Origin of the sequence: Imhoffiella purpurea (assembly GCF_000585215.1) — a bacterium.
Taxonomy (GTDB): Bacteria; Pseudomonadota; Gammaproteobacteria; order Chromatiales; family Chromatiaceae; genus Imhoffiella; species Imhoffiella purpurea.
In genome coordinates this window covers 47,122-69,051 of sequence record NZ_AONC01000040.1, presented here as the reverse complement: position 1 = coordinate 69,051, position 21,930 = coordinate 47,122, and the positions used below count along the sequence as shown (strand labels likewise).

Sequence of the window (21,930 nt, the reverse complement as noted above, 5' to 3'; positions counted from 1 at the left end):
CGAGGTCAGGACCGGGCGGCGAGAAACGCCTCGATCTCTTTCCGGACCTCTGCCGATGTGGCGAGCGAGAGCAGCCCCTGAGCCAGATTCTCGCAGCGTCCGGTATCGAACTGGGCGAGATCGAGCTTGAGCTCGGGGATCCGCGACGGGCTCAGACTCAGCTCCTCGACGCCGAGTCCGATCAGGACGGGGAGCGCCCTGGGATCGCCGGCCATGCCGCCGCAGACGGCGACCCGAATCCCGGCCCTTCTCGCCGCCCCGACCGTGCGATCGATGGCGCGCAGGACGGCGGGGTGCAGCGGATCCAGCAGGTGCTGCACCCTGGGGTTATCGCGATCGCAGGCCAGCAGGTACTGAGTCAGATCGTTGGTGCCGATGCTGAAGAAGTCCGCGTGCCGTGCCAGATGCTCGGCGATCTCCACCGCCGAGGGGACTTCGATCATGAGACCGACCGGGAGCTTCGGGTCGTAGGCGATCCCGGCCTCATCGAGCCCTCGACGGGCCGCGTCGAGCGCCTTCCGGGCCGCGAGCATCTCATCCAGGGTGCTGACCATGGGGAACATGAGACGTACCGGACCCAGTGCGCTCGCCCGCAGAACGGCGCGCAGCTGAGTCTGGAACAGGTCCGGGCTGTCCAGGCAGTAGCGCAGACCGCGCCAGCCCAGGCTCGGGTTGGTCTCCGCAGGGCGGCCGAGATAGGGAACCGGCTTGTCGGCCCCGACGTCCAGGGTACGGATGGTCAGGGATCGGCCGTCAAGCCGCTCGACGGCCTGGCGGTAGAGGGCGAACTGCTCGGCCTCGTCCGGCGGCTCGGCGCGGTTCATGAAGAGGAATTCGGTCCGGAACAGACCCACCTCCTCGGCGCCGCTGTCGAGGATGGCGTCCAGATCCTGCAGCCCCTGCATGTTGGCGGCGACGCAGCGGCGCTGACCGTCCCGGGTGACCGCCGGCCGGTGCCGGATGGCGGCGGCCTGGGCGGCCCGCTCCAGGCGGAATGTGCGACGCTCGCGCGCGGCCGCGATCGTCTCGGCGTCCGGCGCCAGATCGACCGCGCCCGAATCCCCGTCGACCAGAATCTCCCGCCCGTCCGCCACCTTGCCCAAACCTGCGCCGAGCCCGAAGACCACCGGAATACCGAGCCCGCCGGCCAGGATGCCCGCGTGCGAGGTCCTGCTGCCGGTCTGGACGCAGAGCCCCAGAACCTTGTTTGGATCCAGGGCCGGGATGTCGGACGGGCGCAGCCGGTCGAGACAGAGGATCGCCGGACGCTCGGGGCTCGGCGGCCCGCTCTCGGCGCCGGCGAGCGCGAGGCGCACCCGCTCGCCGACGTCGATCAGGTCCTCGCCGCGCGCCCGCAGCAGTGGATCCCGCAGCCGCCGGTAGCGCTCGGCCATGGCGTCGACGGTCTCGGACCAGGCGGAGTCGGCATCGACCGCGCGCTCGAGGATCAGCCTCCGCACCGCGTCGAGGATCGCCGGATCCTCAAGATGGAGCCGCTGCGCCTCGAACATGCGTGCCGCGCCTTCACCGGCCGAGGCGCGACTGTCCGAGGCCAGCCGATCCAGCGTCCGTCCGACCCGCTCGAGCGCCGAATCGAGCCGGCGGATCTCGGACTCCGGGTCGGCGACCCGGTGCGTCTCGGCCGGCGGCAGCTGGGTTCGGAACCGCAGCGCCTCGCCGACGGCCAGGCCGGGGGCAACGGGGATGCCGGTCAGGCGCGGACCCGACTCGACCGGTTCGGGTCGTACCTCGGGCCCGGAGGATCCGGCCGGCACGGCGGTACCGGGCGTCCCTTCGCCCAAGCCTTCCGCGACCAGCTCGGCGACGGCGGACTGCACCGCATCCGCGTCCGGCCCCTCCGCCGAGACGCACATCCGTTCGCCCTGCAGGATCTCCAGCGTCACCACCTGGTTGATGCTCTTGCCATCGACGAAACCGCTGTCGCGGCTGGCGTTGCGGATGCGCACGTCGGAGCGATGCCGGTTCAGGGCGGTGACGAGCATGGCCGCAGGGCGCGCGTGCAATCCCAGCGGGTTGGCGACCATGTACTCGCGCACCACGGCCTGGGAACCATGGGACGAGCCGCGCGCCATCTCCCCATTGGCGGCCCCAGGCGGGCGATAGGCGTTTCGGGCCTCGGTCGTCACCGCCTCGAGCGAGGCGCCGGCGGCGGACTGGACGGCCGCGGCGAGCACACCTTCGACCAGCGGCGCCTCGCAGAAATGCACCCTGCCCCGCTGGTCCTCGTCGAGCAGATCGATCGCCATCTCGGCGTTCAACCGAGCAGACCCGAGATCGGCGAAGAGTAGGACGGCCTCCGGCGGGTCCTCGGCATCCAGTGCCTCGAGGATCGCCTGCTGGATGCGCAGCGCGTCGGTGCCGAGCGGATCGTCCGGCTCGTCCATGCCCCCGGCCGCGAGGATGGGGACAGACTCCCGGCACATGGACCCGGCCAAGCGCTTGAGCCCCTCGGCGAGCTGGCGGCTGTGGGAGACGATCACCAATGCGATCACGACGCCGTCCGGCCCTCTTGGGCGATCTCGGTCAGTGTCTTGAGGATGAGGTAGCTGGAGGTCGCGCCCGGATCCTGATGACCGCGGCTGCGCTCGCCGAGATAGCTGGCCCGACCCTTGGTCGCGATCATGGGGATGGTCGCCCGCATGCCCTGCCCGGCCGCCTCGGTGGCCGCCTCCAGGCAGTCGGTCAGGCTCGCGCCCCGGCCGCGCGCCGTGGCGAAGGCATCCCGGGCCGGGATCAAGGCGTCCAGCATGGTCTTCTCGCCCGCCTGCGCCTTGCCGCGCATCATGACCCCGTCGATCCCGGTCTCGAGCAGGCGCTCGACGTCCGCCTCCGTGAGCTCGGTCCTGCCCTTGAGCGCGTTGGACGCCTGGAGGAAGAAGGTGCCGTAGAGCGGCCCGGCCGCGCCGCCGACCTTGGAGATGAGGGCCATGGAGAGCGACCGCAGGATGGCGCCGACGTCCGTCTCGTCCCCGGGCAGCTTGGCGACGGCGGCCTGATAGCCGCGATCCATGTTGTTGCCATGGTCGGCGTCGCCGATGGCCGCGTCCAGCTCGGTCAGGGTGTCGCGGTTCGCCTTCATCACCTCGGCCGTACGCTCGATCCAGACGATGACCTGCCGATGCGTGAGCACGGTCAGCACCCCCACCTCAAGCCGGCCGTGTGGACCGGCGCGTCGAAGAGACGCAGCAACTCGTCGTCGGCCTTGACCAGGGTGATGGAGATGCCCTGCATCTCCAGCGAGGTCATGTAGGGGCCGATCAGACGGCGGACGATGGACATGCCGCTGGCCTCGACCAGCGCGTGCAGCCTGGCGTAGACCGTGTAGAGCTCGGACAATGGGGTGCCGCCCATGCCGTTGACCAGGGCGATCAGGCGGTCGCCCTTGACGAGTGTCTCGTCGACCACCTCGACCTCGACCCAGTCGTCCCGGTCCGGATCCCACTCGGTGAGCGTCCGGGCGTAGGGGCCGTCGTCGAGGATATGACCGGCGAGGATCTCGGTGATCGCGTCGGCGGTCTCGATGCCGATGCGCTCGACGCCCGGCTCGCCGTGGATGCCGATGCCGATCTCGATCTCGTCCTCGCCGATCTCGAAGGTCGGCCTGCCGTTCTGCGGGACGATGCAGGAGGTCAGGGCCATGCCCATGGACTTGCCCCGAAGGTTGACGCGCCTGCAGAGCTGCGCCAGACGGTCCAGATCGTAGCCGGCGACCGCCGCGGCGCCGCAGATCTTCTCGGCGATCACCGTGGTCCCGGTGCCGCGCCGGCCGGCGGTATAGGTGGAATCCTTCACCGCGACGTCGTCGTCGATGACGATGTTGCGCACCGCGATCCCCTCCTCGCGCAGCAGGTCGGCCGCCATCTGGAAGTTCATGACGTCGCCGGTGTAGTTCTTGACGATCTGCAGGATGCCCCGGCCGCCCGCAACGGCCTTGCCCGCCTCGAGCATCTGGTCGGGGGTCGGCGAGGTGAAGACCTGGCCGGGACAGGCCGCGTCCAGCATGCCGCGCCCGACATAGCCGGCATGCATGGGCTCGTGTCCGCTGCCGCCGCCGGAGAGGATGGCGACCTTGCCCGCCTCGGGCGCCTGGCGCGCCTTGACGAAGGTGGGATCGAAATGCACCTCGAGGAGGTCCGGATGCGCGAGCGCCAGACCCTCGAGCTGCTCGCGGGTCACATCCTCCGGATCGTTGATCAGTTTCTTCACGGGGCGTTCTCCCTCGACGGGCGGCATCGGGGTGGGATCGGGACAGGCGCCCGGCGCCGCGTCGAACGGTGGAATGGACGATGGACAGGGTACGGCCATATGGCCGGCGTCGTAGTGGGAAATCTAGCAGACCCGGGGTTGGGTGGAAAATCATCGACCCGTTCGCACCGGTCGCGGCGCAATGTCGGACACCTCAGGCATTTTGAATCTCGCGCGTTTTCTGGCAAGGTGTTCGGCTGGAGATAGATCCACCCGACCTCTATCATTGGGGTCAGATTCCTTCGCGAGCCTGTCACGCGTTTCGACCGTTGCGCCATGATCGTCCGACACCGCATGCCCTCGATGTCGGCTCCGGACCCGACGATCGGCATCCCCAGCGATGCCGAGGCCGGTCATTCCAAGGCTCCAAGATCACCTGCGGACACTGCCAGATCCGCATCCGTCATTGAGGAGACATCATGTCGAACGATTCCAGCCCAACCCCGGAATCGCCAGAGCGTCCAGCCTGGCTGCATCTCGATATCCACCCCTACGTATTCTTCATCTCGGCGGGCACCATCCTGCTCTTCGTGGTGCTGACGCTGCTGTTCGAGCAGCACGTCGACAATCTCTTCGGGCGGCTCCAGGGCCTGATCTCGCACTACGCGGGCTGGTTCTTCGTCGCGACCATGAACATCGTGCTCATCTTCGTCATCTCGCTGCTGATCGGACGCTTCGGCGACGTGCGGCTCGGCGGCGAGGGCGCGCGTCCCGAGTTCTCGACCGCCGCCTGGTTCGCCATGCTGTTCAGCGCCGGCATGGGCATCGGGCTGCTCTTCTTCGGGGTCGCCGAACCCATGTTCCACTTCGTCGCCTCGCCGCTCGCCGAGCCCGGCACGCCCGACGCGGCGCGGGTGGCGATGGACTTCACCTTCCTGCACTGGGGTCTGCATCCCTGGTCCATCTACGCCCTGGTCGGACTCTCGCTCGGCTTCTTCGCCTTCAACAAGGGACTGCCGCTCTCCATCCGCTCGGTCTTCTATCCCATCCTCGGCGAGGGCATCTATGGCCCCATCGGCAACCTGATCGACATCATGGCCACCGTGGCCACCATGTTCGGCGTCGCCACCTCGCTGGGACTCGGCGTGCAGCAGGTCAACGCCGGGCTCGACCACCTGTTCGGGACGCCTCAGACCACCACGGTCCAGCTGCTCCTGATCGCCGGGATCACGGCCATCGCCACCTGGTCCGTCGTCAAGGGGCTCGACGCGGGCATCAAACGTCTGAGCGAGCTGAACGTCATCATCGCCGCCATCCTCATGTTCTTCGTGCTGCTGGCCGGTCCCACACTCTTCATCTTCAACGCGCTGGTCGAGAACATCGGCTACTACCTGCAGAAATTCGCCCAGCTCAGCACCTGGAACGAGACCTACGAGAACACCGAATGGCAGAACGGCTGGACGGTCTTCTACTGGGGTTGGTGGATCGCCTGGTCGCCCTTCGTCGGCATGTTCATCGCCCGCGTCTCCTACGGGCGCACCATCCGCGAGTTCGTCAAGGGCGTGCTCTTCGTGCCGACCCTGGTCACCTTCGTCTGGGTCACCACCTTCGGGGACAGCGCGCTGCATATCGAGATGTTCGGCGACGGCGGCATCGCCAAGGCGGTCCAGGAGAACATCCCGGTCTCGCTCTTCGTGCTCCTGGAGAAATTCCCATTGAGCCAGGTGTCGGCCGCGATCGCCATCGTGGTGGTGGTCACCTTCTTCGTCACCTCCTCGGACTCGGGCTCGCTGGTCATCGACATCATCACCTCGGGCGGCAACACCGATCCGCCCAAAATCCAGCGCATCTTCTGGGCCGTGACCGAGGGCGTGGTCGCCGCCGCCCTGCTGCTCGGCGGCGGGCTGGTCGCCCTGCAGACGGCCGCCATCGCGACCGGACTGCCTTTCGCCATCGTGCTGCTGGGCATGTGCTATTCACTGCGCAAGGGGCTGCACGAATACCGTAGCGGCCAGACGTTCAAACTCTCGATGGACGACTACGACGGCCCCGAATTCCGCACCCGCGCGACACGCCGGATGCCCACCTTCGGACGCCGGCAGATCTGGGTCCGCAAACCCATCGACCTCAAGAAGGAACGGAGGAGCTGATGCGACGCCATATCCGAATCCTGACCGCGATCCTGGCCTCCGCCCTCGCCCTCTTCTGCGCCCCCGGCATGGCCGGCGACGGCAAGAGGATACGCCTGGCGTATGCCGACTGGTCCTCGTCGACCGCCAGCACCCATCTGATGTGCGCCCTCATCCGCGAGCGGCTCGGAACGCCGTGCAAGCCGGTCCTGGTCGATGCCGAGCGCATGTGGCGCCAGGTCGCCGAGGGCGAGGCCGACGCCATGCTCTCGGCCTGGCTCCCTGACACCCATGCCAGCTATCTGGCACGCTTCGGCGAACGGGTCGAGGACCTTGGACCCAATCTCGAGGGCACCCGCACCGGGCTGGTGGTGCCCGAGGTCCGCGCGGGCCGACAGACGGGTGGACTGGGGATGCGCACCAGATCCTATCTGGATGCCGAATCGATCGCGGACCTCCCGCGCTTCGAGCAAGAGCTCGGCGGACGCATCGTCGGAATCGACCCCGAGGCCGGCATCATGGAGGCGACCGAGCGGGCACTGGAGGTCTACGATCTGCGCGGATTCAGGCTGATCGACGGCAGCGAGTCGAGCATGACCCGCGCGCTGGAACGCGCCATCCAACGCCAGGAGCCGATCCTGGTCGCCGGCTGGACGCCGCACTGGATGTTCGGACGCTGGTCGCTGCGCTTCCTCGAGGATCCCAAGGGCGTCTATGGCGGGCGCGGAAACATCCACACCATGGCACGCCTCGGACTCGAGTCGGATCATCCTCAGGTCCATGCCCTGCTCGACCGCTTCCACTGGACACCGGAGGACATGAGCACCCTGATGGTCTGGATCGAGCAGGACCCCGCTTCCGACCCCTATGCGCAGGCCGTCCGCTGGATCAAGACGCATCCGACCCTGGTGGAACGCTGGCTCGACTGAGCCGCGCCGGACGCCCGAGCCGGCGTCCGGCTTCGACCGCCGCCCAAACACCCAGGAGGTAATCCAAGGCATGTTGCAAGCAGTCACCCACAAATTCAGCAGCGGCTGCATGATGCTGGTTCGCGACCAGGAGGATCAGGTGTCCTTTCTCGGATCGGCCTTCATCGTGCACCACGGCGGCTATCTGCTCACCGCCTCGCACATCGTCGAGGACCCTTCGGCGCTGCGCGTCGTCCCGACCGCCTCGGACGACCGCTTCTCCAAGATGACCATCGACCGAGTCGCCGCCATGCCGGTCAGCGTCGTGCAGATCGATCCCCAGCACGACGTGGCCCTGCTGAAGATCGAGCAGGAGGTGGAGATCGCGGTCCCGGACGACTTCCTCGGCTCAACCGAGAACGTGCGAACCGGTGCCAGCGTGCTCAATCTCGGCTACGCCTTCGGACACGAGCGGATGCATGTCATCCTCGCCTCGAATGCCGTCGTCAGCGCCATGATCCGCTCGCCCAACGAGAGCCGCCTCATCCTCTTCGACAGCATGGCCCACGACGGCAACCGCGGCGGACCGCTCATCCATGTCGCCGACGGTCACATCATCGGCATCGTCAGCGGACGCTTCGAGCCCGCCGAGGTGGTGCGCGGCAGCAAGGACTGGGACCGCGTCCCACCGCGCGACACCAACATCTCGTTCGCCGTGGCCATCGAATACGGACTGGCGCTCATGCGCCAGGAGGGGCTGCTGACGAACTAGCGGACTCGGGGATGCACAGCCGGAAGACCGAACCCTGGCCCGGCGCGCTCTCCACACCGAGCGTCCCGCCCATCAATGCCGCCAATCGCTGTGCGAGCGCCAGACCGAGCCCGACGCCGCTGTAGCGTCGGGTGGAGCTGGCATCCATCTGCTCGAAGGGGCGGAACAGCCCGGACAGCTGCTCCTTGGCCATGCCGATCCCGGTATCCGCGACCTCGAAGATCAGGTTCGGCTCCTCCCGCCGCACCCTGAGATCGATGCGCCCCTGATCGGTGAATTTGAGCGCATTGTCGAGCAGGACTTGGAGGATCTGCTCGAGCCGGGCGGAATCCCCGAGGTAGCGGATCGGGAGGTCCGGGTCGAGCGTGCAGGCGAACGTCAGCCCCTTGGCCGCCGCCTGCTGGCGTATCTCCGCGACCGATTCGTCGATGCAATCGCGCAGATCGACGGAGCGCGGTTCCAGATCGAGCTTGCCCGTCTTGAGACGCGAGAAGTCGAGCAGATGCGTCAGCAGCGCGTAGAGACGCTCGCCCGATTCGCGCACGCGCGACATGGCCTTGCGCGCCTTCTCCTGAGTCTCGGCCTCCAGGGCGATCTGGGCCATGGCGACGATGCCGTGCAAGGGTGTGCGCAGTTCATGGCTCATGTTGGAGATGAGGTCGCTCTTCAGACGGGCCAGCTGCTCGGCGGCCGCCAGCGCCTCTTCACGGGCATGAGCCGCGCGACGGCTTTCGGTGACGTCGATGGCCACGCCGATGACCGCGGGCCGCCCTTCATAGTCGAAACGGCGCAGACTGGCCTCCAGGTCGAGGCGCTCGCCATCGCGGCGCCGACTGGCGAAACCCACTTCCGCACCCGGGATCTCTCCCGCGATCAGACGCCGATCGAGATCCGCCAGCCTGTCGCGCGTCTCCTCGTCCGGCAGCAGATCCGAGATCGACAGCCGCTCGCGCATGTCCTCGGCATCATCGTAGCCGTGCAGCCTGGCGAATCCCGCATTCAGATAGCGGAACCGGCCTTCCTGGGTGACGAAGATACCCGCCAGGGACTGCTCGACCAAGCCGCGGAACTTCGCCTCCGAGGCGTGCAACTCATGGGTGCGCTCCTCGAGGCGCGCGATCTGCTCCCGCAGGCGCCGGACCATCTGGTTGAAGGCATCGGCCAGTTCCCCGATCTCGTCGTTGCGGCGCACGTCGCTGAGCGCCGACAGATCGCCGGCGACATGCCGATGCGCCACGACGGCCAGGCGCTGAATGGGCCGCGTCAGATCGCGCAGGAAAAAGAAGGCGAACAGACTGAGCAGGACGAACCCGACCAGAGCGACCCCGATCAGCCGCTGGGTCAGGCGGGAACCCGTGCGTTTCAATTCCTCCTCGAAGACCGTCGCCCCCAGATACCAGCCCTCATCGGGCAGATAGCGCAGCCAGGCGATCTTCCGATGCTCGAATCCCAGCCTCTCGTCCAGGCCGCGCCAGCGGTAGGGAACGGGCGTCCCGGGATGCTGCATGGCCCGCGCGAAGATGACATCCAGAGACTGGCCGTTGGGCGACAGGGGCAGCGCGGAGAGCGGCTGGCCTTCGAGCCGCCGGTCCGGATGTACGATCAGCCGGCGATCCTCGTCCATCACGAAGGCATAGCCCGATCGGGCCAGACGGATACGCCCCAGATGGACGCGCAAGGACTCGAGCAGCAAATCTCGCATCCGCTCGGCCTCGGCATCGATGTCGTCGACGTACACGCCGGTGGCGATGACGAAATCCCACTGGGGCAAGCGGCGGAAATAGGTCAGTTTCTCGACCAGATCGCCCCTATCCAGACGATGCCACCGATAACGGATAAAGCCCTGGCCCGACTCGCGCGCCCGCTCGACGATCCGGCCACCGATCTGAGCGCCGTCCGGATCGCGGGGAATCGAGCCGTCGGTCCGGTCGAGACGCGGATCCGGGTGTGCCACGATGAAGACATTCATGTCGATCGCCCAGATATAGTCGTCCTTGCCGTATCTCGCCGCACGCAGCCAGTCCAGATAGCGCTCGCGAGCCGCCTCCTGGGTCAAACGCCCCTGCTCGACCTCGCGCTCCAGGACGTCGGCCCAGGATGCGGCCAGTGCGATCAGATCCCGCAGCTGCGACTTGCGCGCATCCAAGGCGGATGCGCGCCAGGTCTCGATATCGTCGTGGGATTGCTCGACGATCTCGACCAGGGTCTCCAACAGGTTGAGCACGGCCTGGGATTCGCTCTCGAAGGCCAGGCGATCGATCATGGGCACGGTCGTCCAGTAGAAGAGAACCGCCACGATCGTCAAGGCGCAAAAAAGCGAGAGAAAGGCTTTCCAGAAGACTCGGGTGTAGAAGGCGGCCATCGTCTCTCCCTACTCAGGCCAGGGAACAGTCGCCGAACGGGCGTGCCCGCGGGCTGACGAAATGCTCTAGAGACAAAGACATGCGGCGCCCCTAAGCAGCTGGATGCCTGGAGTCTAGCCGACTCGGGATCGGCTTCAAGCGAACCGCTTCGACATTCCCGGAACAGAGGTCGATCGGCATCATGATCGAGGCCCCGCCGACAGACCCTTGACTCTGTAGTCGACTACAGGGTTTAGGCTTGCCTCCGAGAACCCGACCACCATGGAGTCGAGCCAGCGACACCCGGAGACATCGAGGATGAACCCACTGACCATCGGTAAGCTCGCCAAGCAGGCCGATCTGAGCGTGGAGACGCTGCGCTATTACGAGCGGCTCGGGCTCATCGCGCCACAGCAGCGCAGCGAGGCCGGCTATCGCCTGTATCGACCGGATGTCATCCGGCGGCTGCGCTTCATCCGCCGCGCCCAGGCGCTCGGCTTCTCGCTCGAGGAGATCGCAGAACTGTTGGCGCTGAGCGGCAATCCGGCCGCCAGCGCTGGCGAGGTCAAGGCGCTGACGCAGGCCAAGATCGCCGACATCGAGCGGCGCATCCGCGACCTGGAACGCATGCGCCAGGCCCTGGACGGACTCGCCGAGCAGTGTCCGGGCCACCGGGCGACGACGGTCGACTGCCCGATCCTCGGCGCACTGAACGGAGAGGATCAATGACGCGGAACACCGAATCGCCGACCGGGATCGGCACCCAGGACTTCGACCAGGTCCGCCTGGAACAGCTCGACCTCGGGGTGCAGGGCATGACCTGCGCCTCCTGCTCGGCGCGCGTCGAACGGGAACTGGCGGCGCTGCCAGGCGTGGCCAAAGCCAGCGTGAACCTGGCGACCGAGCGCGCAAGCCTGCGCTTCGATCCGGCGGCCCTCCAGCCCGAGGCGATCCTCGACAGCATCGCCGAGAGCGGCTACACACCCGTCGTCGAGGAGCATGAGGTCGGTGTCGGCGGCATGACCTGCGCCTCCTGCTCGGCGCGCGTCGAGCGCGCGCTCTCGAAGCTGCATGGCGTCGTCCAGGCGAGCGTCAATCTCGCGACCGAGCGGGCCACGGTGCGCTACCTGCCGGCGACCCTGAGCCCCGACGAGATCGCCCGGGCGATCGACGATGCCGGCTACGAGCCCCGGCCGCTGACCGATGCCGACGTGGGTGCGGACGCGGACGACGCCCATCGGGTCCAGCGGCGCGCGATGCGCCGCGACCTCTGGCTGGCCGCCGGGCTGACCCTGCCGGTCCTGGTGCTGTCGATGGGCGCGGACATGATTCCGGGACTCGCCCAGCTGCTGAGCGCCGCCGCGCCCATGGTCGTCTGGAACGGGCTGCAGGCCCTGCTCACCACGATCCTGCTGTTCGGCCCCGGCCGCCGCTTCTTCCGCCCCGGCCTCATCGCCTTTCGGCATGGGTCGCCGGACATGAACAGCCTGGTGATGACAGGCACCAGCGCGGCCTGGGCCTTCAGCCTCGCCGCGCTGCTCGCCCCGGCCCTCTTCCCTCCCGAGGCGCGCAACCTCTATTTCGACTCGGCGGCGGTAATCGTCACGGTGATCCTGCTCGGCAAGTACCTCGAGGAGCAGGCGAAAGGCCGCACATCGAGCGCGATCAGGAAGCTCATCGGCCTCCAGGCGAAGACCGCGCGCCTGGTGCGCGACGGCGCCGAGGTCGAGGTGCCGGTCGGACAGGTACGTGCCGGCGAACAGCTGGTGGTGCGTCCCGGCGAGCGTATCCCGGTCGACGGCGAGGTTGCGGAGGGAAGCAGCTACGTCGACGAATCCATGCTGACCGGCGAGCCCTCCCCGGTCTCCAAGGGGGTCGGCGACCGGGTCGTCGGCGCGACCATCAACCAGCACGGGCGGCTGCGCATCACGGCCACCCAGGTCGGCCGCGACACCGTGCTGGCACAGATCGTCCGCCTGGTCGAGCGCGCCCAGGGCTCGAAGCTGCCGATCCAGGGTCTGGCCGACCGCGTGGTCCGCGTCTTCACCCCGCTGGTCCTGCTGACCGCCTCGGTGACCTTCGTCGCCTGGCTGACCCTAGGTCCGCCGCCGGCGATCACCCTAGCGCTGGTCAGCGCCGTCTCCGTGCTGGTGGTCGCCTGTCCGTGCGCCATGGGGCTCGCCACGCCGGCCGCGATCATGGTCGGCTCGGGGCGCGCCGCCGAGCTGGGCGTGCTCTACCGCAAGGGCGAAGCGCTGGAGACACTCTCCCGGGTGGACACCCTCGTCTTCGACAAGACCGGAACCCTGACCGAGGGCCGCCCGCGCCTGACCGAGCTGGAGGTCCCCGACGGGGATCCCGCCGACGCGCTGGCGATCGCCGCCGCGGTGGAGACCTCCAGCGAGCATCCGCTCGGCACCGCGATCGTCGCGGCGGCCGAGGAGCGGGGACTGGATCTTCCGGACATCGACGACTTCGCCGCCCTGCCCGGCTACGGGGTGCGGGCCCGCGTGAACGGGCAGGACGTGCTGCTGGGTGCCGAGCGCCTGATGCAGCGCGAACGGATCCCGACCGCCGCACTGGCCGGACAGGCCGAGCGTCTGGCCGCCGCCGGCCGCACCGCCATCTATCTCGCCGTCGACGGCCGGGTGCGCGCCCTGTTCGCGGTCGCGGACCCGCTCAAGCCGCAGGCGCCCGCCTTGATCCGGGCGCTGCGCAAACGCGGCCTGCGGGTGGCGATGATCACCGGCGACGCGCAGCGCACGGCCGAGGCGATCGCGCGTCAGGCCGGCATCGAGGAGATCGAGGCCCAGGTGCTGCCCGACGGCAAGGCCGCGGCGGTCGAGAGGCTGCAGCGCGCCGGACGCCGGGTGGCCTTCGTCGGCGACGGCATCAACGACGCACCGGCGCTCGCCCAGGCAGAGGTCGGCATCGCACTCGGCAGCGGCACCGACATCGCCATCGAGGCGGCGGACGTCACCCTGACCCGCAACGACCTCGGCGGGGTCGTCACCGCGATCGAGGTCGCGCGCCGCACCCTGCGCACCATTCGCGGCAATCTGTTCTGGGCCTTCTTCTACAACATCCTGCTCATCCCGCTCGCCGCCGGCGTCTTCTATCCGGCGTTCGGGCTGCACCTGCACCCCATGATCGCAGGGGTCGCGATGGGCTTTTCCAGCCTCTTCGTCGTCACCAACAGCCTGCGACTGCGGCGACTGCGTCCGGTCGCGCTGGGCGAACCGGTCGCATCCCCCGAGGACAGGCCCTTCGCGGAACCCGCCGCGGCATCCGCGTCGAGGACGCGATCGGACATCTCCAATCCCACATCAACCATAGAGAGCCATGCGATGCAAACCAAGATCCAAGTCACAGGAATGAGCTGCATGCACTGCGTCGGCGCCGTGACCAAGGCGCTGCAAGGGGTGCCGGGCGTCGACCAGGCCGAGGTCAGCCTCGAGGCGAATCAGGCCCTGGTCACCGGCAACGCCGATCCCGAGGCGATGCTCGCCGCGATCAAGGAGGAAGGCTTCGGGGCGGAATTGATCTAGCGGAGGTCGGCGGGGAGACCGACGACAGATCCATCGCGGTCGATGTCGCCCGGTGACGGATGGCATCGACCGCGAGGCCCCGATCCGGACCCGAGAGGAGACAGATTGCGACCGCTTCAATATACTGTTTCCGATATATTCGGAGAACAGTATATTTTAGGATTGTGGACATGAACCCAACCGATGTTTTCGCCGCCCTGGCGAACGACACCCGTCTGCGCTGCCTGGTGCTGCTCGTCGAGCATGATGAGCTGTGCGTCTGCGAGCTGACCCATGCGATCGGGGCGGCTCAGCCGCACGTCTCGCGTCATCTCGCGCAACTGCGCGAACTCGGACTGGTCTCGGACCGGCGTGAAGGACTCTGGGTCTATTACCGCATCCATCGCGCGCTACCGGATTGGGCTCGGAGCGTTCTGAAAGAGACGGCCTCGGGCGTGCGCGCGCAGCCGCCGTTCGCCGCTGATGCCCAAGCGCTTGATCGGATGCCCAATCGCCCATCGGCCCAAGGATGCGCTCGAGCGACGAGGTAGTGCCAGGACCGGGGGGGTCTTCGAACCGAAAATATTCGGCAACCACAATATATGTTGAATAGTATATTCTTTATTCCATATATTTAATCGACACCGAACGACCCGGTTCATTCGTCTCGCCAAGGTCGACAGCACGCCCAGCACGGCCATCAAGCCCGCCCCCTGGATCTCGAGCGTGGTGTCGACTCATTGCGAATCTCCAGAGACTCCCGAGGAACGACCCATGACGACCGACTCGAAGACCGTCCTGGTGCTCTGCACCGGCAACTCCTGCCGCTCGCAGATGGCCGAGGTGCTGCTCAATCACGATCTCGCCGGTCAGGTGCGCGCCCTGTCCGCCGGCACCAGGCCGCAGCCCAAGGTGGCCGACGGCGCCATCGCCGCGCTGGCCGATGCCGGACTGCCGACCGAGGGGCTCGCCCCGAAAGACGTCGATAGCGTCCTGGGCGAGGCCATCGACCTGGTGGTCACGGTCTGCGACAACGCCAAGGAGACCTGTCCCATCTTTCCGCGTCCGATCAGGCAGATCCATCTGCCGTTCCACGACCCGCACGGCGAGCCGCTGGAGTCCTTCGTCCGCGTGCGCGACGCGATCCGCTCACAGCTGGTGCCGGCGGTGGCCGAGGCGCTGGACCTGACGCAGAGCGCGGCGGAATAAGCCATGTCCGTGCAATGCGAAGTCTCCGTCAAGCAGGCCGCCGGGGCGTCCATGAGCGTCTTCGAGCGCTGGCTGACCCTCTGGGTCGGGCTCTGCATCCTCGTCGGCATCGGGCTGGGACAGCTCGTGCCCGCGCCCTTCCAGTTCCTCGGCGAACTGGAGGTGGCTCAGGTCAACATTCCGGTCGGTCTGCTGATCTGGGTGATGATCGTCCCGATGCTGATCAGGATCGACTTCGGCGCCCTGCATCAGGTACGGGATCACTGGAGGGGCATCGGCGTCACACTCTTCGTCAACTGGGCGGTCAAGCCATTCTCCATGGCGCTGCTGGCCTGGCTCTTCATCCGCGGACTCTTCGCCCAGTGGCTGCCGGCCGAGCAGCTCGACGCCTACGTGGCCGGACTCATCCTGCTCGCCGCCGCGCCCTGCACGGCGATGGTCTTCGTCTGGAGCCGGCTGACCGGGGGCGACCCCTATTTCACCCTGAGTCAGGTCGCGCTCAACGACACCATCATGGTCTTCGCTTTCGCGCCCATCGTCGGGCTGCTGTTGGGTCTGTCGTCGATCGTCGTGCCCTGGGCAACGCTGCTGACCTCGGTGGCGCTCTATATCCTCATCCCGGTCATCATCGCCCAGCTCTGGCGGAGACGTCTGCTGCAGCAGGGACAGGCGCGTTTCGACGCCACGCTGGACGCCCTGGGCCACGCCTCCATCCTGGCACTGCTGGCGACCCTGATCCTGCTCTTCGCCTTCCAGGGCGAGGCCATCCTCGCGCAGCCGCTGATCATCCTGCTGCTGGCGGTCCCCATCCTCATCCAGGTCTTCTTCAACTCGGCCCTGGCCTACTGGCTCAACCGCGCGGTCGGGGAGAAGCACGCGGTCGCCTGCCCCTCGGCCCTGATCGGTGCCTCCAACTTCTTCGAGCTGGCGGTCGCGGCGGCCATCTCGCTGTTCGGCTTCGAGTCCGGCGCGGCGCTGGCGACCGTGGTCGGGGTGCTGATCGAGGTGCCCGTGATGCTGCTGGTGGTGCGGGTGGCGAACCGCACCAAGGGTTGGTACGAGCAAGGCCGCAGGGTGCCCGCGAATGTTTGAGCGACTCGGCGATCTGACCGCCTTTCATCTGCTGCGGCTGAGCCCCGATTCTCACCTGGGGTCGGCCGTCCAGTTCTTCGTCATGGACGTGGCCAAGATCTTCCTGCTTCTGGTCGCCGTCATCTACGTCATGGGCCTGCTGCGCGCCATGCTCTCTCCGGAGCGGGTGCGCGCCTTCGTGCGCGGCCGGCCCGACTGGCAGGCACGCGGCATGGCCGTCACCCTGGGCGCCGTGACGCCCTTCTGCTCCTGCTCCTCGGTGCCGCTGTTCATCGGCTTCGTCGAGGCCGGGATCCCGCTCGGCGTGACCTTCTCCTTCCTGATCGCGAGCCCCATGATCAACGAGGTCGCCGCCGTCATCCTGGTCGGCATCCTGGGCTGGAAGCTCGCTGCGCTCTATGTGGCGGCGGGGCTGCTCGTGGCCTGGTTCGGCGGTATCGCCATGCAGGCATTCCGGCCCGAGCGCTGGGTCGAGGACTATGTCTGGAAGATCCGCATGGGCGAGGCGGCCATGGCCGAACCGGACACCAGCCTGCTCGGGCGCCACCGCTACGCGGTCGGCGAGGTCCGGGAGATCGTCGGTCGCATCTGGCGCTGGGTGCTGATCGGCATCGCCGTCGGCGCCCTCTTCCACGGTTTCGTTCCGGCCGGCTGGGTGACCGAGCATCTGGGCGGTGACGACTGGTTCACCGTGCCGGCGGGGGTCCTGCTCGGGATTCCGCTCTACTCGAACGCGACCGGCATCATCCCGGTCGCCGAGGCCATGTTGACCAAAGGGGTTGCGGTGGGCACGACGCTCGCCCTCATGATGAGCGTCGCCGCGCTCTCCCTGCCGGAGATGCTGATCCTGCGCAAGGTCATCCGCTGGCCGGCGCTGGCGCTGTTCGCCGGGGTGCTGGCCATCGCCTTCACCCTGGTGGGCTGGGGATTCAATCTGATCGCTTGAGGAATCGAGATGAAGACATTCAAGGTATTGGGCGGCGGCTGCCGCAACTGCGAGGTGACCGCCGACCTCATCGCTCAGGCGGCCAAGGACGCGGGAATCGAGATCCAGCTCGAGAAGGTCACGGACATGGCCGAGATCCTGGGCTATGGCGTCATGTCGACGCCGGGCGTGGTGCTGGATGGCAAGGTCGTGCACGCGGGCGGCATCCCCGGGCCGGATCGAGTCCGCGATTGGATGCGCGGATGAGCCGAGTCCCGCGGACTCCGGTCCGACTCGGCACCGCTCAGGGCGCAGGGGGTGCCGTGACCGAGCCGCGCGGCCACGGAATCCATAGCGGCTGAGATTTTGCTTCAATACGCAAGCTCGGCACGGTCCCGGAAGTGATCGAGCGCCTCGGGATTCGCCAATGCCTCGCGATTGCTCACTGCCCGGCCATGGACCAGGTTGCGCACGGCGAGCTCGACCAGCTTGCCGCTGCGGGTACGCGGCATGTCGGGGACCTGGACGATCCTCGCCGGGACGTGGCGGACGGTGGCATTGTCGCGAATCGTGCGGCGGATGCGCTCGGCGAGCGCATCGTCCAGCTCCAGTCCCTCGCGCAGCTTGACGAAGAGCACCAGCCGCACGTCGGTCGGACGCTCCGGTGGCCAGTCCTGGCCGATGACGAGCGACTCCACCACCGCCTCCAGCCGCTCGACCTGGCGATAGATCTCCGCCGTGCCGATGCGCACGCCGCCTGGATTCAGGGTGGCGTCGGAGCGGCCATGGATGACGAGTCCGCCATGGGCGGTGATCTCGCAGAAGTCGCCGTGACACCAGACGCCGGGAAAACGCTCGAAGTAGGCCGCCCGGTAGCGGCTGCCGTCGGCGTCGGACCAGAAACCGAGCGGCATCGAGGGGAACGGCTTGGTGCAGACAAGCTCGCCCTTCGCGCCCCGCAGCGGGTTCCCGTCGTCGTCCCAGACGTCCACCGCCATGCCGAGCCCGCGGCACTGGATCTCGCCGCGCCACACCGGCAGCGCCGGGTTGCCGAGGACGAAGCAGGAGAGGATGTCGGTCCCGCCGGAGATGGAGGCGAGCTGCAGGTCGGGCTTGATCCGCGCATGGACGTAGTCGAAGCCTTCCGGCATCAGGGGGCTGCCGGTGCTGGTCATGACCCGCAGCGCCTGGAGCCCATGCGTCTTGCGCGGCTCGAGACCCTGCTTGGCCGCCGCGTCCAGGAACTTGGCGGACGTGCCGAAGTGGGTCATGTCCTCGGCCTCCGCGTAATCGAAGAGGATGCGGCCGTCGCCCGCGAAGGGCGAGCCATCGTAGAGCAGCAGGGTGGCGCCGCTGGCAAGGCCGGACATGAGCCAGTTCCACATCATCCAGCCGCAGGTCGTGTAGTAGAAGATCCGATCGCCGAGCTTGATGTCGCAGTGCAGGCGGTGCTCCTTGAGGTGCTGCAGCAGGATCCCGCCAGCGCCGTGGAGGATGCACTTGGGGACGCCCGTGGTCCCCGACGAATAGACGATGAAGAGCGGGTGATCGAAAGGGAGCGGTTCGAACGGGACCTCGGCGACGTCCCGGTAGGGCTCCACGAACGCCGCGAGGGTCTCGGCCTGGCCGATGGCGCTCAGGTCCGGGTCGGATTGGACATAGGGCACGACCAGGACACGGCGCAGTGTCGGCAGACGCTCGACGATCTCCGCGAGCTTGCCGAGACAATCGAGGGTCTTGCCCCCGTAGAAATAGCCGTCGCTCGCGATCAATACCTTCGGCTGCACCTGGCCGAAGCGGTCGACCACGCCTTGCGCCCCGAAGTCGGGTGACGCCGACGTGAAGACGGCGCCGATGCTCGCCGTCGCCAGCAAGGCGATCAGAGTCTCGGGAAGATTGGGAAGGTAGGCGGCCACCCGATCCCCCGGCTCGACCCCGAGCCCGCGCAGGGCCGCAGCCAGGTGCGCGACTTCTAGATAGAGCGCATCGTGCGACAGACGCCGCTTCACCCTGTCCTCCCCCCAGAAGACGACCGCGTCGCCGGCGTCGCGCCGACGCAGCAGATTCTCCGCGTAGTTCAGCCGCGCGTCGGGGAACCAGCGCGCCCCCGGCATGCGATCGGCATCGATCAGTACCCGTTCGCCGCGCTCGCCGATCACCCCACCGTCCTCCCAGACGCTGATCCAGAATTGCTCGGGGGAGGCGACGGACCAGGCATGGAGGCTCGCCTGATCGGGCAGGTCGAGACCCCATCGCGCCGCCGCGGTCAGCCGGAAGGTCGTGATATTGGCCGCGGCGATGCGGCTGTCCGATGGCGTCCAGATCGGCTGGTCGGTTGGGCTCGGCATGCGGGTGTCCTCCGTCGATGGTCTGTTCTGGGTTCTGGCTCGGGGCGCTGACGCCAATCTGATCCCTGGCGTTCGAAAATCGGACGCCCGGCCCGCCGTCATCGACCGGTTCTCGGACGCAGCGAGCACCGTGGCCATCCAAGGTCGCGACCGCCTCCAGGTGCGGCCGGTGCTGCCCGCAAGGCGCGAGGCCGGCGTCGAATTACTATTGGCGTAGCAATTGCTTAATATTGAGTCGCGACGAGCCCACGCCGTTCGGCTCGAATCGCGATACGGCTTGACAAGACCGGCGTGACGGAAAAGAGTCAAGCCTCTGAAATAAATAGAAACGCGGCGATTCAGCCACGTCGTTCGACGGCTCCCGGCTCGAGGGCGGTCTACCGCCCCTGGCGCGCCATGCCGATCGATCACTACGAGATACGAGAGAGGAGAACGGCCATGCCTGTCGAAAGACCGGGCGAGATCTTTTCTGTCCCGGAGAACGACCATCGCGTGATGGATCTCTGGGAGCGGTTCCTCAATGGCGAGGAGGCCGATTCCAACGCGCTGCGCCGTCTGATCGACGACTCCTGGCGGCGCTGCCAGGCGGCGAGCGTCGATCCGGGGCGGCGAACCGCGGCCCCGCCGCTCGGCGCGGGCTCGCTCGATGCGCTGCGCGGCGACTATTGCGAGCTGCTGGAGGCCGGTGCGCCCGTCATGGCTGCCGCGCGCGAGCTCTTGTCCGAGACCGGGACCTTCATGGTCCTGACCGACCCCAGCGGGGTCATCCTCTCGACCGAGGGCGACAACATCACGCGCTCCGCCGCAGAGGACATCCAGCTCATGTCCGGCGCGGACTGGAGCGAGCTGGCCTGCGGCACCAACGCCATCGGCACCGCGCTGGAGATCGGTCAGCCGGTGCAGATCCATTCCGCCGAGCACTACTGCTCCGGCATCAAGCGCTGGACCTGCTCGGCCACCGTCGTCCGCAACCCCTACGACGGCGACGTCCTGGGCGTGGTGGACGTCTCCGGACTGAGGCCGTCCTACAACCGCCACAGCCTCGCACTGGTGGTGACGACGGCCGGGCGCATCGAGAACCGGCTGGCCAAGATCGAGCTCGGCGCGCGTTATCGGCTGCTCGAGCATTGCGTCGACCGGCTCTCGAGCGCGGGATCCGACGGCGTGATCGTCTTCGACCGGCACGGCCGGGCGATCAAGGCCAACGAGCGGGCGGCACTGGCGCTGGCGGATCTGGGCACATCGAAGGCCGGCGCGATCGGCGACGGGCTGGGCCATCTGACGCTGCGCTGGACGAACGGACAGCTGGTCCCCGACGCCCGGCCGGAGTGGCTGCGCCCCGAGTGGCTGGAGCCCGTGGTGGTCGAGGGCAAACGGATCGGCGCCGTCCTCTCGATCCCAGCTCGGCGCGCACCGAGCTCGGGAGTCAGGCGCCAGGCGGGCTCGAGCAATCCGGCTGAGGAACAGCCCCGCGAAGGACCATTCGGAGGCGTGATCGGCCGATCTCCCGCGCTCATCCAGTCCCTGGACCGTGCCCGTCAGCTCGCCCGTTCGCGGGTGTCGATCCTCCTGCTCGGTGAGACGGGTGTCGGAAAGGAGGTCTTCGCGCGCAGCATCCATGCCTGCGGCACCGCCAAGGACAGCCCATTCGTGGCGCTGAACTGCGGCGGGCTCACGCGCGACCTGCTCGCGAGCGAGCTGTTCGGCTATGCCGAGGGCGCCTTCACCGGCGCGCGGCGCGGCGGCATGATCGGCAAGATCGAGGCGGCGGACGGCGGCACCCTCTTCCTCGACGAGATCGGGGAGATGCCGATCGACCTCCAGCCGAATTTCCTGCGGGTGCTGGAGGAAGGCGAGGTCTACCGGCTCGGCGAGAACAAGCCGCGCAGGATCAATTTTCGGCTCATCGCCGCGACCAACCGCGACCTGCGCAGCGAGATCCCGGCCGGGCGCTTCCGGATGGACCTCTTCTACCGGATCGCCGTCACTAGCATCCGGATTCCGCCGCTGCGCGAGCGGATCGAGGACGTCGCACTCCTGGCCGACCACTATCTGGCACTCCTGGCGCGCGAGCACGCCGTGGAGCCGCGCACCCTCTCGCCCGAGGTCCTGGCGGTGCTCGAGCGGTATTCCTGGCCCGGCAATATCCGCGAGTTCCGCAATGTCATGGAGAGCATGCTGCTCATGTCCCAGGATCCGATCCTGACCGAGCGCGACCTGCCGCCCGAGATCCTGGACGAGGTCCAGGTCGACGTATCGAGCGGCCAGGACGGCGATCCCGTCCTCATGGGGCTGGAGAGCGTCGAGCGGGATGTCATCCTGCGCACCATTCGCGGCTGTGGCGGGAACATGGCGGCGGTCGCCAGGGAGTTGGGCATCGCCAAGAGCACGGTCTACCTCAAGCTCAAGCGTTTCGGGTTGTCGGGGCATCTGGAGGAATCTCGCACCGGTCGGTTCTGACGGGGCGCTCCT

General features: G+C 67.7%; 16 protein-coding genes. 11 read left to right on the top strand and 5 right to left on the bottom strand.

The features are described 5' to 3' along the window. Positions 1 to 5 precede the first annotated feature (5 nt). The 3 genes from ptsP to dhaK are packed head-to-tail and all read right to left on the bottom strand — an operon-like array spanning position 6 to position 4,227. Positions 6 to 2,513, bottom strand: coding sequence for a phosphoenolpyruvate--protein phosphotransferase (gene ptsP / locus D779_RS13380; RefSeq protein ID WP_043754814.1), 2,508 nt, complete (start codon positions 2,511 to 2,513; stop codon positions 6 to 8). Then, entirely contained in the window at positions 2,510 to 3,160 is a 651-nt protein-coding gene (gene dhaL / locus D779_RS13375) for a dihydroxyacetone kinase subunit DhaL (protein ID WP_198295718.1), read from the bottom strand. The genes ptsP and dhaL overlap by 4 nt, the downstream gene beginning before the upstream one ends. Further along, entirely contained in the window at positions 3,154 to 4,227 is a 1,074-nt protein-coding gene (dhaK, locus tag D779_RS13370; protein ID WP_043755043.1) for a dihydroxyacetone kinase subunit DhaK, read from the bottom strand. Before dhaK ends, dhaL begins: the two co-directional genes overlap by 7 nt. A gap of 458 nt (positions 4,228 to 4,685) precedes the next feature. Between dhaK and D779_RS13365 the strand changes: the two genes are divergently transcribed. The 3 genes from D779_RS13365 to D779_RS13355 all read left to right on the top strand — a co-directional run bounded on the left by D779_RS13365 (position 4,686) and on the right by D779_RS13355 (position 8,015). Further along, positions 4,686 to 6,356 carry a BCCT family transporter gene (locus tag D779_RS13365; protein WP_052348126.1) on the top strand — a complete coding sequence of 557 codons (1,671 nt, stop codon included), beginning with the start codon at positions 4,686 to 4,688 and terminating at the stop codon, positions 6,354 to 6,356. After that, positions 6,356 to 7,264, top strand: coding sequence for a glycine betaine ABC transporter substrate-binding protein (locus D779_RS13360; protein ID WP_081763508.1), 909 nt, complete (start codon positions 6,356 to 6,358; stop codon positions 7,262 to 7,264). Before D779_RS13365 ends, D779_RS13360 begins: the two co-directional genes overlap by 1 nt. Positions 7,265 to 7,334: 70 nt before the next feature. Next, positions 7,335 to 8,015 carry a S1 family peptidase gene (locus D779_RS13355; protein WP_043754813.1) on the top strand — a complete coding sequence of 227 codons (681 nt, stop codon included), beginning with the start codon at positions 7,335 to 7,337 and terminating at the stop codon, positions 8,013 to 8,015. Here D779_RS13355 and D779_RS13350 read toward each other — a convergent pair. Beyond that, positions 7,984 to 10,377: a cache domain-containing protein gene (locus tag D779_RS13350; RefSeq protein ID WP_043754811.1), complete on the bottom strand. Its 2,394-nt coding sequence runs from the start codon at positions 10,375 to 10,377 to the stop codon at positions 7,984 to 7,986. The genes D779_RS13355 and D779_RS13350 overlap by 32 nt on opposite strands. A gap of 298 nt (positions 10,378 to 10,675) precedes the next feature. Here D779_RS13350 and D779_RS13345 point away from each other — a divergent pair, with 298 nt between their 5' ends. From D779_RS13345 to D779_RS13315, 7 genes are all read left to right on the top strand, one after another. Further along, positions 10,676 to 11,086 carry a heavy metal-responsive transcriptional regulator gene (locus D779_RS13345; RefSeq protein WP_043754810.1) on the top strand — a complete coding sequence of 137 codons (411 nt, stop codon included), beginning with the start codon at positions 10,676 to 10,678 and terminating at the stop codon, positions 11,084 to 11,086. After that, the gene (locus D779_RS13340; protein WP_081763506.1) at positions 11,083 to 13,905 is read left to right on the top strand and encodes a CopZ family metallochaperone; all 2,823 of its coding nucleotides are present in this window, start codon (positions 11,083 to 11,085) and stop codon (positions 13,903 to 13,905) included. Before D779_RS13345 ends, D779_RS13340 begins: the two co-directional genes overlap by 4 nt. 170 nt (positions 13,906 to 14,075) lie before the next feature. Beyond that, the gene (locus tag D779_RS13335; protein WP_043754807.1) at positions 14,076 to 14,435 is read left to right on the top strand and encodes an ArsR/SmtB family transcription factor; all 360 of its coding nucleotides are present in this window, start codon (positions 14,076 to 14,078) and stop codon (positions 14,433 to 14,435) included. Between the two features lie 223 nt (positions 14,436 to 14,658). Next, entirely contained in the window at positions 14,659 to 15,093 is a 435-nt protein-coding gene (locus D779_RS13330) for an arsenate reductase ArsC (RefSeq protein WP_043754805.1), read from the top strand. Between the two features lie 3 nt (positions 15,094 to 15,096). Then, on the top strand, positions 15,097 to 16,185 hold the full coding sequence (gene arsB / locus D779_RS13325; protein ID WP_043754803.1) for an ACR3 family arsenite efflux transporter: 1,089 nt from the start codon (positions 15,097 to 15,099) through the stop codon (positions 16,183 to 16,185). Next, positions 16,178 to 17,131, top strand: a complete 954-nt coding sequence (locus tag D779_RS13320) for a permease (RefSeq protein ID WP_043754801.1) — start codon at positions 16,178 to 16,180, stop codon at positions 17,129 to 17,131. The genes arsB and D779_RS13320 overlap by 8 nt, the downstream gene beginning before the upstream one ends. 9 nt (positions 17,132 to 17,140) lie before the next feature. Continuing rightward, a complete protein-coding gene (locus D779_RS13315) occupies positions 17,141 to 17,377 on the top strand; it encodes a thioredoxin family protein (protein ID WP_043754799.1) in 237 nt (78 codons plus the stop codon). 104 nt (positions 17,378 to 17,481) lie between these two features. Here the strand turns inward: D779_RS13315 and D779_RS13310 are convergent, their stop codons facing one another. Continuing rightward, positions 17,482 to 19,458, bottom strand: coding sequence for an acetoacetate--CoA ligase (locus D779_RS13310; protein WP_043754798.1), 1,977 nt, complete (start codon positions 19,456 to 19,458; stop codon positions 17,482 to 17,484). Between the two features lie 438 nt (positions 19,459 to 19,896). On the opposite strand from D779_RS13310, the gene D779_RS13300 reads away from it, so the two are divergent. After that, entirely contained in the window at positions 19,897 to 21,918 is a 2,022-nt protein-coding gene (locus tag D779_RS13300) for a sigma-54-dependent Fis family transcriptional regulator (protein ID WP_198295717.1), read from the top strand. The last annotated feature ends 12 nt before the right edge of the window (positions 21,919 to 21,930 follow it).

Bases quoted from the DNA above. Each gene is read 5' to 3' on its own strand.
- D779_RS13310 (WP_043754798.1), bottom strand. From the start codon at position 19,458: ATGCCGAGCCCAACCGACCAGCCGATCTGGACGCCATCGGACAGCCGC.
- D779_RS13315 (WP_043754799.1), top strand. From the start codon at position 17,141: ATGAAGACATTCAAGGTATTGGGCGGCGGCTGCCGCAACTGCGAGGTG.
- D779_RS13300 (WP_198295717.1), top strand. From the start codon at position 19,897: ATGCCTGTCGAAAGACCGGGCGAGATCTTTTCTGTCCCGGAGAACGAC.
- D779_RS13355 (WP_043754813.1), top strand. From the start codon at position 7,335: ATGTTGCAAGCAGTCACCCACAAATTCAGCAGCGGCTGCATGATGCTG.
- D779_RS13350 (WP_043754811.1), bottom strand. From the start codon at position 10,377: ATGGCCGCCTTCTACACCCGAGTCTTCTGGAAAGCCTTTCTCTCGCTT.
- D779_RS13360 (WP_081763508.1), top strand. From the start codon at position 6,356: ATGCGACGCCATATCCGAATCCTGACCGCGATCCTGGCCTCCGCCCTC.
- D779_RS13330 (WP_043754805.1), top strand. From the start codon at position 14,659: ATGACGACCGACTCGAAGACCGTCCTGGTGCTCTGCACCGGCAACTCC.
- D779_RS13365 (WP_052348126.1), top strand. From the start codon at position 4,686: ATGTCGAACGATTCCAGCCCAACCCCGGAATCGCCAGAGCGTCCAGCC.
- D779_RS13320 (WP_043754801.1), top strand. From the start codon at position 16,178: ATGTTTGAGCGACTCGGCGATCTGACCGCCTTTCATCTGCTGCGGCTG.
- D779_RS13345 (WP_043754810.1), top strand. From the start codon at position 10,676: ATGAACCCACTGACCATCGGTAAGCTCGCCAAGCAGGCCGATCTGAGC.
- D779_RS13335 (WP_043754807.1), top strand. From the start codon at position 14,076: ATGAACCCAACCGATGTTTTCGCCGCCCTGGCGAACGACACCCGTCTG.
- D779_RS13340 (WP_081763506.1), top strand. From the start codon at position 11,083: ATGACGCGGAACACCGAATCGCCGACCGGGATCGGCACCCAGGACTTC.
- arsB (WP_043754803.1), top strand. From the start codon at position 15,097: ATGTCCGTGCAATGCGAAGTCTCCGTCAAGCAGGCCGCCGGGGCGTCC.